13 protein-coding genes and 1 pseudogene are annotated in these 13103 nt (G+C 43.5%); all 14 read left to right on the forward strand.

What is annotated here, in order from left to right; translation table 11 throughout:
• Positions 1-21: 21 nt before the first annotated feature.
• The 14 genes and pseudogenes from cmk (at position 22) to aroH (ending at position 13096) form a co-directional block, all read left to right on the forward strand.
• On the forward strand, positions 22-696 hold the full coding sequence (gene cmk / locus PGRAN_RS01110) for a (d)CMP kinase (protein WP_036064361.1): 675 nt from the start codon (positions 22-24) through the stop codon (positions 694-696).
• Between the two features lie 277 nt (positions 697-973).
• Positions 974-2122 carry a 30S ribosomal protein S1 gene (gene rpsA / locus PGRAN_RS01115; protein ID WP_036064364.1) on the forward strand — a complete coding sequence of 383 codons (1149 nt, stop codon included), beginning with the start codon at positions 974-976 and terminating at the stop codon, positions 2120-2122.
• Positions 2123-2294: 172 nt separating this feature from the next.
• A complete protein-coding gene (gene der / locus PGRAN_RS01120) occupies positions 2295-3605 on the forward strand; it encodes a ribosome biogenesis GTPase Der (RefSeq protein ID WP_036064366.1) in 1311 nt (436 codons plus the stop codon).
• Between the two features lie 15 nt (positions 3606-3620).
• Positions 3621-4640 carry an NAD(P)H-dependent glycerol-3-phosphate dehydrogenase gene (locus PGRAN_RS01125; RefSeq protein WP_036064368.1) on the forward strand — a complete coding sequence of 340 codons (1020 nt, stop codon included), beginning with the start codon at positions 3621-3623 and terminating at the stop codon, positions 4638-4640.
• A gap of 101 nt (positions 4641-4741) precedes the next feature.
• Positions 4742-5726: pseudogene (locus PGRAN_RS01130) on the forward strand (tyrosine-protein phosphatase).
• Between the two features lie 410 nt (positions 5727-6136).
• The gene (locus PGRAN_RS01135; protein WP_003720260.1) at positions 6137-6412 is read left to right on the forward strand and encodes an HU family DNA-binding protein; all 276 of its coding nucleotides are present in this window, start codon (positions 6137-6139) and stop codon (positions 6410-6412) included.
• 331 nt (positions 6413-6743) lie between these two features.
• A complete protein-coding gene (gene folE / locus PGRAN_RS01140) occupies positions 6744-7310 on the forward strand; it encodes a GTP cyclohydrolase I FolE (protein WP_036064370.1) in 567 nt (188 codons plus the stop codon).
• A 77-nt stretch (positions 7311-7387) separates the two neighbouring features.
• Positions 7388-8164: a heptaprenyl diphosphate synthase component 1 gene (locus tag PGRAN_RS01145; protein WP_036064373.1), complete on the forward strand. Its 777-nt coding sequence runs from the start codon at positions 7388-7390 to the stop codon at positions 8162-8164.
• On the forward strand, positions 8164-8883 hold the full coding sequence (locus PGRAN_RS01150; protein WP_036064375.1) for a demethylmenaquinone methyltransferase: 720 nt from the start codon (positions 8164-8166) through the stop codon (positions 8881-8883). The genes PGRAN_RS01145 and PGRAN_RS01150 overlap by 1 nt, the downstream gene beginning before the upstream one ends.
• A 9-nt stretch (positions 8884-8892) precedes the next feature.
• Entirely contained in the window at positions 8893-9858 is a 966-nt protein-coding gene (gene hepT / locus PGRAN_RS01155) for a heptaprenyl diphosphate synthase component II (protein ID WP_036064377.1), read from the forward strand.
• A gap of 11 nt (positions 9859-9869) precedes the next feature.
• The gene (gene ndk, locus PGRAN_RS01160; protein WP_036064378.1) at positions 9870-10313 is read left to right on the forward strand and encodes a nucleoside-diphosphate kinase; all 444 of its coding nucleotides are present in this window, start codon (positions 9870-9872) and stop codon (positions 10311-10313) included.
• Positions 10314-10473: 160 nt separating this feature from the next.
• Positions 10474-11640, forward strand: a complete 1167-nt coding sequence (gene aroC / locus PGRAN_RS01165; protein WP_036064380.1) for a chorismate synthase — start codon at positions 10474-10476, stop codon at positions 11638-11640.
• Positions 11641-11642: 2 nt separating this feature from the next.
• The gene (gene aroB, locus PGRAN_RS01170; RefSeq protein ID WP_036064382.1) at positions 11643-12734 is read left to right on the forward strand and encodes a 3-dehydroquinate synthase; all 1092 of its coding nucleotides are present in this window, start codon (positions 11643-11645) and stop codon (positions 12732-12734) included.
• Positions 12734-13096 carry a chorismate mutase gene (aroH, locus tag PGRAN_RS01175; RefSeq protein ID WP_036065201.1) on the forward strand — a complete coding sequence of 121 codons (363 nt, stop codon included), beginning with the start codon at positions 12734-12736 and terminating at the stop codon, positions 13094-13096. The genes aroB and aroH overlap by 1 nt, the downstream gene beginning before the upstream one ends.
• Positions 13097-13103: the final 7 nt, after the last annotated feature.

A 13103-nucleotide genomic window follows, 5' to 3' on the forward strand; every position in this document is an offset into this window, starting at 1 on the left:
ATAAAGGAGTCGAATGAGAAAATGAGTAACAAGATTTGTATCGCGATTGACGGTCCTGCCGCTGCAGGAAAAAGCACGGTGGCAAAAATTGTCGCGAAAGAATTACAGTATATTTATCTTGATACAGGAGCGATGTACCGTGCAGTAACCTATGCCGCGCTACTTCAAAAACTTCCACTTGGGGACGCCGTGGCGCTTGGCCATATGCTAGCTGAAACCGCGATTCGTTTTGAACCTGGAGAGGTGCAACAAGTATTCGTCGGTACAGAAAATGTGACCGATGTGATCCGCTCATTGGAAGTAACAGCTAACGTATCAGAGGTTGCGGCCCATCCGGTTGTCCGTGAAGAATTACAAAAACGACAACAAGTATTCGCCAAAGAAGGCGGTATCGTGATGGATGGTCGTGACATTGGTACCGCTGTTTTACCAAATGCAGAACTAAAAATATTTTTACTCGCAAGTGTAGATGAGCGTGCCGAACGCCGCTATAAAGAAAATATATCAAAAGGGTTTCCAAGCAATCTAGAACAGCTGAAAAAGGAAATTGAGGAGCGCGATCACCTAGACTACACAAGAGAACATTCGCCTTTGCAAAAAGCAGCAGATGCCATTGAGCTCGATACAACATCGATGACCATTGCTGAAGTAGCGACCGCGATTTATGATTTAGCGCAAACAAAAATCAAGCATTAAGTCTATACAATAATCATAAAAATCTATACTTGCGAATTATTTTTTGATCGTTTAAAAAAAAGTCATCAAAAACAACTTAAAAAAACTTGACAAATGAGCGCATTTGTAGGAAGTTAGTAGAGAGAGAATTTATCTCGTCACTAGGATTTTTTAAAACCTTATTAGATTGAAGTCGTATTCATGCTTATTTTGGCGCGGTGAGCGCTTGCTTTTCTTGGAACAGTCAATCTTAGGAAGGTCCTAGCTTACGATAAACGTTTTTAGAGGAGGGCTATACATGTCTGAAGAATTGAATGATGTAGAAGTTAGAAATTTTGAAGAAGGCGACAAAGTCACTGGTACTGTTACTAGTGTAGAGGATAAACAGGTGTATGTTGGTATCCCTGATTCCAAATTAGATGGTGTTGTCCCAATCAGTGAATTATCTAATGTTCATATTGAGCAAGCATCTGATGTTGCGAGTGTTGGTGATACACTTGATTTAATCGTTTTGAAAGTAGAAGATGACGTACTTGTGTTATCTAAACGTAAAATAGACGCGCTTCAATCCGTAGATGATATCAAAGCAAAATTTGAATCTGGAGAAGTATTTGAAGCAGTCGTTAACGATGTTGTAAAAGGCGGTCTAGTGGTTGATTTAGGCGTGCGTGCATTCGTGCCAGCATCGCTTGTAGAAGACCATTTCGTAGAAGACTTTGCATCGTATAAAGATCAAACATTGACGTTCAAAGTAGTGGAATTTGAGCCAGAGAACAATCGCGTGATTTTATCTCACCGCGCTGTTGTCGAGGCAGAGAAATCCGGCAAGAAGCAAGAACGCTTAAATGAAATCAAAGAAGGCGACGTTGTGGAAGGTACAGTACAACGCCTAACGAGCTTCGGTGCGTTCGTTGATATGAATGGTATTGATGGTTTGGTTCACATTTCCCAAATCTCGTATCAACATATCGCAGCGCCATCCGATGTTTTAGAAGAAGGTCAATCCGTGAAAGTAAAAGTTATCGGTGTAGACCCGGCGAATGAGCGTATTTCTTTATCCATTAAAGCGACACAACCAGGCCCTTGGGATGATATCTCAGAAAAAGCGCCAGTCGGTTCCGTTTTAAAAGGAAAAGTAGCACGTCTTGTTACATTTGGTGCTTTTGTTGAAATTTTCCCTGGTGTAGAAGGACTTGTTCACATTTCGCAAATTTCTCACCAACATATCGGTACACCACAAGAAGTTCTAAAAGAAGGTCAAGAGATCGAAGTGAAAGTACTCGACGTCAACGAAGCAGACAAACGCTTGTCGCTTAGCATTAAAGAGCTAACAGAAGCGCCTGCGGAAGTAACGGATTATGAGTTGCCAGAAGAAAACACTGGTTTCCAACTAGGTGACTTAATTGGCGACAAACTAAAAAACCTAAAAACGACCGACGATAAATAAGCAAATCATTATCAAACTTTTTTATCCGCCAGAGCGGGAAGCCAATACCACGTATTGTTTACGTGTTACTGGCTCCCCGCTTTTTATTTGTGAAATTTAAGTTGATACTGGATGCGTTTACTGTTAAACTAAAGAAAGTCTAAAGTAATTTAAAGAAAAAGAAGGTGAAATAATGGTTAAACCAGTAGTAGCAATTGTCGGTCGTCCGAACGTCGGCAAATCCACTATTTTCAACCGCATCGTTGGCGAACGCGTCTCGATTGTGGAGGATATTCCAGGTGTCACACGGGACCGGATTTATAATTCGGCTGATTGGCTTGGGCGTGATTTTAATATTATAGATACAGGTGGAATCGATTTAGGAGATGAGCCATTTTTAGCGCAAATTAAAGCGCAGGCAGAAATCGCGATCGATGAAGCAGATGTCATTATTTTTATTACAAATGGTCGTGAAGGTGTCACGGATGCTGATGAGCAAGTGGCCAAAATTTTGTATCGGTCAAAAAAACCGATTGTTTTAGCGATTAATAAAGTCGATAATCCAGAAATGCGCGATCAAATCTATGATTTCTATTCCTTAGGATTTGGCGAACCGTTTCCTATTTCAGGATCTCACGGTTTAGGACTTGGTGATTTATTGGATGAAGTATTCAAGAAGTTCCCAGAGCTTGATGAAGAAGAATACGATGAAAATGTCATCAAATTCTCTCTTATCGGTCGTCCAAATGTTGGGAAATCATCTATTTTGAACGCTCTTTTAGGCGAACAGCGAGTGATTGTCTCTGATGTTGCTGGAACGACGCGTGACGCGATCGATACCCCGTATGAGCTTGAGGGACAAGAATACGTCATGATCGATACAGCGGGTATGCGTAAACGTGGGAAAGTCTATGAATCCACGGAGAAATATAGTGTTTTACGTGCGATGCGAGCGATTGAACGAAGCGACGTTGTTTTAGTCGTGCTAAATGCCGAAGAAGGAATTCGCGAGCAAGATAAACGAATTGCAGGCTATGCACACGAAGCTGGACGCGGTATTTTGGTCGTTGTCAACAAATGGGATGCAATTGAAAAAGACGAGAAGACGATGAACGCGTTTATTCAGGATATTCGTGAACAGTTCTTATTTTTATCGTATGCACCGATTGTTTTCGTGTCGGCGGTAACGAAACAACGCCTGACGAACCTATTCCCAATGATTAATGATATCAGCAATAACCATTCCTTGCGCGTGCAATCCAGTCTCTTAAACGATGTTATCATGGATGCTGTGGCGATGAACCCATCACCAATGGATAAAGGTAAGCGTCTGAAGATTTATTACACCACGCAGGTTGCAGTAAGACCACCAACGTTTGTAGTCTTTGTCAATGAACCCGAAATGATGCATTTCTCTTACGAACGTTTCTTAGAAAATCGAATTCGCGAAGCCTTCCCGTTTGATGGCACACCAATTCGACTAATCGCAAGACAACGAAAATAAAAGGAGCGAAATTTAATGACGAAAAAACAAAAGATTGCTGTGCTTGGTGCTGGCAGTTGGGGCACAGGTTTAGCCTTAGTTTTGATCGAGAATGGGCATGATGTTGTTATTTGGGGAAATCACGCCGAAGTGGTTGATGAACTAAACACGACGCACACCAATCAACATTATCTTCCTGATATGACGCTTTCGCCAAAAATGCGGGCAACACTTGTATTGGAGGAAGCTTTAGAAGGCGCACAGATGGTCGTTATCGCGATTCCAACAAGTGCTATGAGGATTGTTTGCAGTCAATTAAATAAGGCCTTAAAAGAGCCCACATTGCTTGTACACGTAAGTAAAGGTATCGAGCCAGATACAAATTTGCGTATGACACAAGTGATTGAAGAAGAAATCACGCCTGAGAAACGTTCTGCGCTCGTTGTTCTTTCTGGGCCGAGTCACGCCGAGGAAGTTGTACGTCACCATCCAACAACGCTTTGTGCGAGTTCTAAAGATTTGAAAGCAGCAGAAATCGTTCAGGATGCCTTTTTAAATAATAATTTACGCATTTATACGAACGAAGACGTCATCGGCGCAGAAATCGGCGGTGCTTTGAAAAATATTATCGCACTGGGCGCAGGTATTACAGATGGGCTTGGCTATGGTGATAACGCCAAAGCGGCGCTTATGACGCGTGGTATGGCAGAAATTACACGACTGGGTGTTACTGCTGGTGCTGATCCGCAAACGTTTTACGGGCTTACGGGTATCGGTGATTTAATCGTCACGTGTACGAGTGTCCATTCACGGAATTGGCGCGCAGGAAATATGCTAGGTAAAGGTGAAAGCCTAGAGCGTGTGCTTGAAAATATGGGAATGGTTGTCGAAGGTGTGCGTACGGCAAAAGCTGTTCACCAATGGGCACAAAAGCTTCAGATCGACATGCCAATCACCGAAGCAATCTATCAAGTATTATTTGAAAAAGAAGATCCTAAGGTTGCCGTAGACCGCCTTATGGGTCGCGATCGTAAGCTAGAAAAAGAAGAATATTGAATAGTAAACCTTTTATGGGCCTCTTGCTCATGGAAGGTTTTATTTTTGTTTTGTGCTAAGATAGAGGTGTGGAATGATACAATTTGGAGGGACAAATTATGATACAAACAGAAAGAACAGGAAATCAGTTGGCGCTATCGTGGGCATTGGATGATATTCCAGCAGGTTCTGTCATCTATCAGAGCCATTCGTTACAACCGAGCGCATCCAAAAAACAATTATTAACCGTGACAAAAGAAAACAAGCTGCTCCTAGTCACGGAAGATATTCCCGTGTTTTTCACGATTCAAAAACCGGACGGAACGAGCGACGTGATTGGGGAACGGATTATTCCGCTCAAAGGATGCTTTAATTTTCGCGATTTAGGAGGCTACACAAATACTGCAGGAAAAACGGTGAAATGGGGGCAACTCTATCGCTCTTCCTTGCTCACCAATCTGACATCTGCGGATAAAAACGCGCTTGAAAACATGGGAATTAAGTGGATTTGCGATTTGCGCAGTACATCTGAGATTGCGGCAAAACCGACACCAAGCATACCTGCCACCGAAAATCGTCACATTCCAATTGGTACCGCAAAAAATGAACCAGAAGAATCTCAAAAGATGGACTTCCCAGATGATCATCGTGTATATGAACCGTTGATGGGAGAAAGCTATCGTGTCTTTGTTCGCTCAAAAGACGGTTTTCGTGAAATTTTAGAGGATATCATCGATCGTGCGGAACTCCCGTTTCTATTTCATTGCACGGCGGGAAAAGACCGTACAGGCGTTTTAGGGGCACTTTTATTAAAACTACTAGATGTTCCAGAAGAAACGATTTTAGCGGATTACGAGCTTACAAACCAGTATGCCGACGCGATATTAGGAGAAATGGCTGGACTTGTTGAAGCATTTTCGGGTAGCAAGCAAGAAATCCAACTGGAGAATTTCCGACCGATGGCAGAAGCGAAGCCTGCTTACTTAGAGATTGCGTTTGACGAAATGAAAAAAGAGTACGGTTCTGTAGATGCCTATTTAGAAAAAGGAATTGGAATCACCGCTACAAAAAAAGGCGAAATTTCAATCTATGATGTTAGAAGGATAATAGTAGTTGAAACCTAGAGTTGTCAGGCAAAAGCGCTGATTTTTGCTCGTTTTTTAAGGAATTTGAACTATTTTTCCTATTTGATGTGTTTTTACTTGCTATTATAGGTCTCTCGCGTTAGTATTATGCTTAACAGCTTGATACAATCACGTTTCCAGAACTAGGACTAGAAGTATTCAAGAAAATCTTTTTTGTAAAAAACAAGGCTTTTTGCTTCTAAATCCTTGCAGTTGTAGGGATAATGTGATAATCTTTTATCAGAATCACTGAAACGGCAGTAAAATGCCATTCCAGCCGAAATTCTTCTTAGAATTTCCATAGAAGTTTAGCTTATTTTGGAAAATGGATAATACAAGTGTTAAGGAAGACCTGCTCATTTGGTATTATTCTCTTAAGGAGGTGAAAAAACAATGGCAAACAAAACTGATTTAGTAAATAGCGTAGCGGAACTTGCAGATCTTTCTAAAAAAGACGCTGCTAAAGCTGTAGAAGCTGTTTTTGAAACTATCCAAACTTCTTTATCTAAAGGTGAAAAAGTTCAATTAATCGGATTTGGTAACTTTGAAGTTCGTGAGCGTGCTGCCCGTAAAGGACGCAACCCACGTACGAAGGAAGAGATTGACATTCCTGCAAGCAAAGTTCCTGCATTCAAACCAGGTAAGGCGCTTAAAGAAGCTGTTAAATAATTACATACACTTTTTAAGCACAAAAAAAGGAGTTCCTCGGGATTCCTTTTTTTGTCGTCTAAAAACAAGTTAACTATTTCACAAGATAACCTCTCCAAATGAAGGCCTAAAGGGAGATGCTACGTTTCTTTGGTCATGCGAGAAATGACACGCAACTATACTTGTGTAATAGAGCCGGAAAGCCCGCGAAACTTGCAGAATGCGAACGCTTGCCGCTGATTTATCTGTCGTAACCACAAGACTATGAGTGATTAACGTTTACCTCGTTTACTTGCTATGTTAAAATAACGAGGTAGATAACGACGGGTTTGTAAAGGGGATTATAATTATAATGGAGCAAATAGATAAACAGAAAATTGCAGATGCAGTAAAGGTCATATTAGAAGCAGTTGGGGAGAATCCTGAACGCGAGGGGCTCCTTGATACACCAATGCGTGTAGCGAGAATGTACGAAGAAGTATTTTCAGGATTGAAAAAAGATCCTTCGATACATTTTGATACTGTTTTTGAGGAGCAGCACGAGGAGCTTGTATTAGTAAAAGACATTCGATTCTCATCCATGTGTGAGCATCATTTAGTACCATTTTTTGGTGTGGCCCACGTGGCTTATTTACCGCAGAATGGTCGGGTTGCTGGTCTTAGCAAGTTGGCGCGTGTGGTGGATGACGTGAGTAAGCGTCCGCAACTGCAAGAGCGTATTACAACGACGGTTGCTGAGATCATGATGGACAAATTAAAACCGTTGGGCGTCATGGTTATTGTGGAAGCAGAGCATATGTGTATGACGATTCGTGGTGTGAATAAACCAGGTGCGAAGACGGTGACAAGTGCTGTTCGTGGTGCTTTTCGCAATGATGATAAATTGCGTAGTGAGGTTATGTCGTTAATTAAGAATTAGATGGGCTAGCGGTTTTTATAGCTGTTATGGTATAATTTAGAGCACAAGATAAACGAGATTTGAAGGGGATTTTGTAAATGAGTTATCAGGGTGGCGTAGCGCAGTTGAAACAAGTAGAGGCCCTTATTTTGGATCGAACAGCTTATCGTTTTCTAGGCGATAATTTTGATGGGCCAAAGGTGGATAGGGATCAAATGTTATGGCTACATGAGGCGATCAAGGGATCGGATTTAGAAGACGAGGTGGCACATCAAGTAATCAGTGCAACGCTGTATGTTATCTTAGCTCATGATACGCATGACTTGATTGATGAACCGAAGGACCATTTGCAAAAAACATCGCAGGAAAGACAGCTGACTGTTCTTGCTGGAGACTTTTACAGTAGTCTGTATTACCGGACGTTGTCGGAGTTTGAAATGATTGATCTTTTGGCGGCTTTGCAGCGTGGTGTGCAGGAAACCAATGAGGCGAAAGTGAATCTTTATCAGTTGCATATCACGGGTGATGAAGATTATTTGGCGCACTTGGTGATGTCAAAGGCTGCGATTTTTGCGAAGTTTGCGACCTATTTTGGATGTGATGGGGCCTTCGTTCATGTTGCCTCACACACGATTTTGCTGACATATCTTTTAAGAGAACGCGGGAATTTTCAGGTGAGTGGGGAATCACTTTTTAAAACAGCTTACGAACATGGCTATATGGCGCTGCATGCACAGGCTGATTTCCAGGCGTGGTTGGAGGATTTGATTGTGACTGTGAAGGGTGAAATAAAGGCAAATATGGTCGGGTTAGTGATTTCTGAAATGGCAGAGAAACGCTTGCAAGAACTACTCGGACAGGTGGAGGAGAAATGATGGATAGGATAGAAACGAAAGAAGAAAAAGTGCACAGTGTATTTGAAAAAATTTCTCCTAGCTATGACCGGATGAACAGTTTGATTAGTTTCCACTTACATGAAAAATGGCGTGCGAAAACGATGGAGCTCATGCGTGTAAAGCAAGGCACGAAGGCGCTTGATGTGTGTTGTGGTACTGCTGATTGGACGCTTATGATGGCAGATGCGGTTGGTGAGACAGGTTCTGCTATCGGACTTGATTTTAGTGAGAATATGTTGGCGGTTGGGCAAGAGAAAGTGCTAGAATCGCCGTTTTCGAATATTACGTTGATGCATGGAAATGCGATGGTGTTGCCGTTTGCGGATAGTTCCTTTGATTATGTGACGATCGGTTTTGGTTTGCGCAACGTACCAGATTATATGACTGTGTTACGCGAGATGCATCGCGTCTTAAAGCCAGGCGGATTATTGACTTGCCTGGATACTTCGACACCGACGATTCCAGGATATAACCAGCTGTTTTTCTTTTATTTCCGCCATATGATGCCGTTAATGGGTAAATTATTTGCGAAAAGTTATGAAGAGTATGCTTGGCTGGAAGAATCGACACGAGCATTTCCTGGAATGAAAAAGTTAGCAGATATGTTTCAAGCAGCTGGATTTGACCATGTTCGCTACGTTCCACATAGTGGTGGAGCAAGTGCGACGCATTTTGGGTACAAAAAGAAAGAGCAATAGGTGGGGCAGATGAAACTTAATTTTCTATATTCTAATATTCAGGCGGATGTAGCGGCGATTGAGGACGAGTTGCAAGTAGCTGTAGCATCCGAGCAGGCACCGCTGATTGAGGAGGCTGCACGACAACTTTTAGCTGCTGGGGGCAAGCGAATTAGACCGATTTTTGTTTGTTTAACAGCACGCCTCGGTCAGTTTCAGTGGAATCAAGTAGAGCAAGCGGCTGTCGCGGTTGAATTAATACATATGGCGTCGATTGTGCATGATGATGTGGTAGATGATGCGGATGTAAGGCGTGGTCGGCCGACGATTAAGTCAAAATGGGGAAACCATGTTGCGATGTATACGGGAGATTTTTTGTTTGCGAAATCGTTGGAATACATGACCAAAATCGCGGACCCAGAAGCGCACCGTGTGCTTTCCAAAGTAACCGTGGAACTCGCAGTTGGTGAGATCGAGCAACTACGGGCCAAATACGATTTTAATCAAAATGTGCGAACCTATCTGCGGCGAATTAAGCGTAAAACGGCACTTTTGATTGCGGCTAGTTGTCAATTGGGCGGCATCGTGGCGCAACTGGATCCGAAACTACACAGGAAGCTATTCTTATTTGGTTATTATGTTGGCATGTCATTTCAAATCACGGATGATATTTTAGATTTTACAGGGTCGGAGAAATCGCTCGGTAAGCCGGCTGGAGAGGATTTACGCCAAGGTAATATTACCTTGCCAGTCTTTTTCGCGATGGAGGATGAGGCTTTGAAGTCGCGTTTACATCAAATCACAGAAGAGACGCAAAGAGCAGAGATGCAGGCATTTATTGCAGCGGTGAGGGCATCAGGTGCTATTGAGAAGTCGGAAGTAATTGCAGAAAGCTATTTGCAAAAAGCGGTCGCTATTCTAGACGAGTTTCCGCCAGCAAAAGAACTCAAGCCATTAAAGCAAATCGTGCAATTTTTGGACAAGCGAAAATACTAGGAGGTAGAGGCATGGAAAGAACGTATGTGATGGTAAAACCGGATGGTGTCGCGCGCGGGTTAATCGGTGAGGTCGTGTCGCGCTTGGAGAAAAAAGGATTGACACTCGTTGGCGCAAAACTGATGCGAATCGATGAAGCATTGGCAACACAGCATTATGCAGAACATGTCGGTAAGGCTTTTTTTCCAGATTTGTTGGCTTTTATTACATCGGGTCCAGTATTTGCCATGGTTTGGGAAGGTGACGAAGCGGTTGCGATGGCGCGTTTAATGATGGGGAAAACGAACCCTTTAGAGGCTGAACAAGGAACAATTCGCGGAGACTTTGCGGTACATATGAATCGGAATGTGATTCATGGTTCGGATTCAGCCGAAAGTGCCAAACGTGAAATAGGGCTATTTTTTAATGATGCAGAACTACTATCATATGAGAAGGCCATCGATGTGTGGTTATAAATTGGATAAGGAATAGGCTGGCACATGGGAAATTCTCGTGTGCTTTCGTTTTCCCTGTTTACGCAACGGAGGAATTATGATATGATATTACACATATACTTTAAAGCGCTAAACTATTTTAGGTTATAATATAAAAAAGCATAGAGAGGAAGGAAAGAAAATGAGATATTTAACGGCGGGAGAATCGCATGGTCCAGGACTTACGACAATTATTGAGGGCTTACCAGCAGGGATGCCTCTTTTAGCGGAGGATATTAATAAAGAATTAACAAGACGTCAAGGTGGGCACGGACGGGGAGCACGAATGCGGATTGAAACGGATCGCGCGCAAATTTCTGCGGGGATTCGTCATGGAAAAACGATGGGATCACCTGTTGCGATTTTTGTCGAAAATAAAGATTGGAAAAAATGGGAAACGGTGATGAGTATTGAACCAGTTCCAGCGGAGAAAGAAGCGTCGCGTAAAGTGTCGCGTCCACGCCCAGGCCATGCGGATTTGGTCGGTGGAATGAAATATGGGCATCGTGATATGCGAAATGTGTTGGAGCGTTCTTCAGCACGTGAAACAACGGTGCGTGTAGCTGCTGGTGCGATTGCGAAGAAGCTGTTACTTGAACTTGGAATCGAAGTTGCAGGACATGTGCTGGAAATTGGCGGCATACGTGCAGAGTTGACGCGAGATTATTCCATTAAGGAGATCCAAGAGATTTCCGAAGCGTCTTCGGTGCGTTGTTTGGATACGGCTAAAGAAGAGGAAATGAAGCAAAAAATCGATGACGCGAAGAAAAACGGTGACACAATTGGTGGTATAGTCGAAGTCGTGGTTGGCGGTGTGCCGGCTGGGCTTGGAAGCTACGTGCAGTGGGACCGGAAACTGGATGCCAAAATTGCACAGGCAATCGTGAGTATCAATGCATTTAAAGGTGCGGAGTTTGGTGTGGGCTTTGAGGCGGCACGCAAACCGGGCAGTGAAGTTATGGATGAGATTCTGTGGTCGGAAGAAGACGGCTATACGAGACGTACGAACAATCTTGGTGGCTTTGAAGGCGGTATGACAAATGGAATGCCGATCGTGGTTCGCGGTGTCATGAAGCCAATTCCGACACTTTATAAGCCGCTTCAAAGTGTAGACATTGATTCGAAGGAAGTCTTTAATGCGAGCGTGGAGCGTTCTGATAGTTGCGCGGTTCCTGCGGCAAGCGTTGTGGCAGAAGCCGTTGTGGCATGGGAAGTAGCGCAAGCAGTGTTAGACAAATTTGATAGCGATCGTTTTGATGTGCTTCGGGCGCATGTGGAAGAGCATCGCGCAATGACGAAGGAGTTTTAATGATGGCAGAAATCACTGTAACGACGAAGGATAAAGTATACCCAGTCTATATTAGCCAAAATGCGTTACATGAGCAGGCGGAGCATCTACTCGCTGAACTTGGCAGATTTTCGAAAGTGTTTGTGATGACGGATGAAAATGTGGCGAAATCGCATATGGAAAAAATCGATGAGCTACTAGCGCCTCTTCCGAATGTGTCGTACTATGTGACGCCTGCCGGTGAAGTTGCTAAGACGTTTGCCGTATATGAAGATGCGATGACAAAAGCGATTCAAGTTGGTTTGGATCGCAAGTCGGTGTTGCTTGCTTTTGGCGGAGGTGTGATTGGTGACCTTGGTGGGTTTGTTGCCGCCACATATATGCGAGGCATCGCGTTTTATCAAATCCCAACGACAGTTTTGGCGCATGATAGTGCCGTCGGAGGAAAAGTAGCGATTAATCATCCGCTCGGCAAAAATATGGTGGGGAATTTTTATCAACCAGAAGCAGTGATTTATGATACGTCTTTACTCGGTACGCTTTCTGAGCGTGAAATGCGCTCGGGTTTCGCAGAGTTGGTGAAGCATGCGCTGATTCAAGACCCTGCTTTACTCGTGGAATTAATGGCAACATACCAAGTGCCAATGGATCTGTACCGCGTAGACTTAACGCCTTATTTGGCACGTGGCATCGAGATAAAAGCAGCGATCGTATCACAAGACGAGACAGAGCAAGGTGTGCGTGCGTTTCTTAATTTTGGACATACGATGGGGCACGCCATTGAAGCGTACGGTGAGTTTGGCAAATGGCTTCACGGCGAGTCGATTACATTTGGGATGATTTACGCGCTAGATATGAGTGAGCGGTTGCTCGGTCTTACTTTTGATAAAGAGGCGCTGTTAACATGGCTGGCAGGATTAGGGTACGATGTGCAGCTGCCAGTAGGCCTAGACTTCGATGTATTGTTAGAAAATATGAAGCACGATAAAAAAACGGCGTTCAATGAAATTACGATGATCTTGCTTGAAGAAATTGGCAAACCGAAAATTCAAAAAGTATCGGATGATGTGATAGCAGAAACGTTTAGACGACTTAGTCAGGAGGGACAAGCATGATTAGAGGTATTAGAGGAGCAACAACGGTGACGGAAAACACGCCAGAAGCAATTTACCAGGCTTCGGTAGCCCTATTTGAGACGATTGTGACGAAAAACAACGTAACCCCCGAAGCTATTTCATCGGTGCTGGTATCGGTGACGAGTGATATTGATGCGGCATTTCCGGCTAAGCCTATTCGCGAACTTGCGGGTTTCCAATATGTGCCGATCATGGGCGTGACGGAAATTCCGGTTCCAGGTGCGCTTGCGATGTGTATTCGTTTAATGGTGAGCGCCGAGGTCGGTGAAACGGCGCAACAAGATGTCGTACATGTTTATTTAGAAGGTGCGCGCGTTTTGCGACCAGATTTGGCGGAGTAGAGAGGAG

The organism is Listeria grandensis FSL F6-0971, assembly GCF_000525835.1.
Taxonomy (GTDB): domain Bacteria; phylum Bacillota; class Bacilli; order Lactobacillales; family Listeriaceae; genus Listeria_A; species Listeria_A grandensis.

Bases quoted from the DNA above. Each gene is read 5' to 3' on its own strand.
- PGRAN_RS01125 (WP_036064368.1), top strand. From the start codon at position 3,621: ATGACGAAAAAACAAAAGATTGCTGTGCTTGGTGCTGGCAGTTGGGGC.
- ndk (WP_036064378.1), top strand. From the start codon at position 9,870: ATGGAAAGAACGTATGTGATGGTAAAACCGGATGGTGTCGCGCGCGGG.
- PGRAN_RS01145 (WP_036064373.1), top strand. From the start codon at position 7,388: ATGAGTTATCAGGGTGGCGTAGCGCAGTTGAAACAAGTAGAGGCCCTT.
- hepT (WP_036064377.1), top strand. From the start codon at position 8,893: ATGAAACTTAATTTTCTATATTCTAATATTCAGGCGGATGTAGCGGCG.
- aroB (WP_036064382.1), top strand. From the start codon at position 11,643: ATGGCAGAAATCACTGTAACGACGAAGGATAAAGTATACCCAGTCTAT.
- der (WP_036064366.1), top strand. From the start codon at position 2,295: ATGGTTAAACCAGTAGTAGCAATTGTCGGTCGTCCGAACGTCGGCAAA.
- cmk (WP_036064361.1), top strand. From the start codon at position 22: ATGAGTAACAAGATTTGTATCGCGATTGACGGTCCTGCCGCTGCAGGA.
- folE (WP_036064370.1), top strand. From the start codon at position 6,744: ATGGAGCAAATAGATAAACAGAAAATTGCAGATGCAGTAAAGGTCATA.
- PGRAN_RS01135 (WP_003720260.1), top strand. From the start codon at position 6,137: ATGGCAAACAAAACTGATTTAGTAAATAGCGTAGCGGAACTTGCAGAT.
- aroC (WP_036064380.1), top strand. From the start codon at position 10,474: ATGAGATATTTAACGGCGGGAGAATCGCATGGTCCAGGACTTACGACA.
- PGRAN_RS01150 (WP_036064375.1), top strand. From the start codon at position 8,164: ATGGATAGGATAGAAACGAAAGAAGAAAAAGTGCACAGTGTATTTGAA.
- rpsA (WP_036064364.1), top strand. From the start codon at position 974: ATGTCTGAAGAATTGAATGATGTAGAAGTTAGAAATTTTGAAGAAGGC.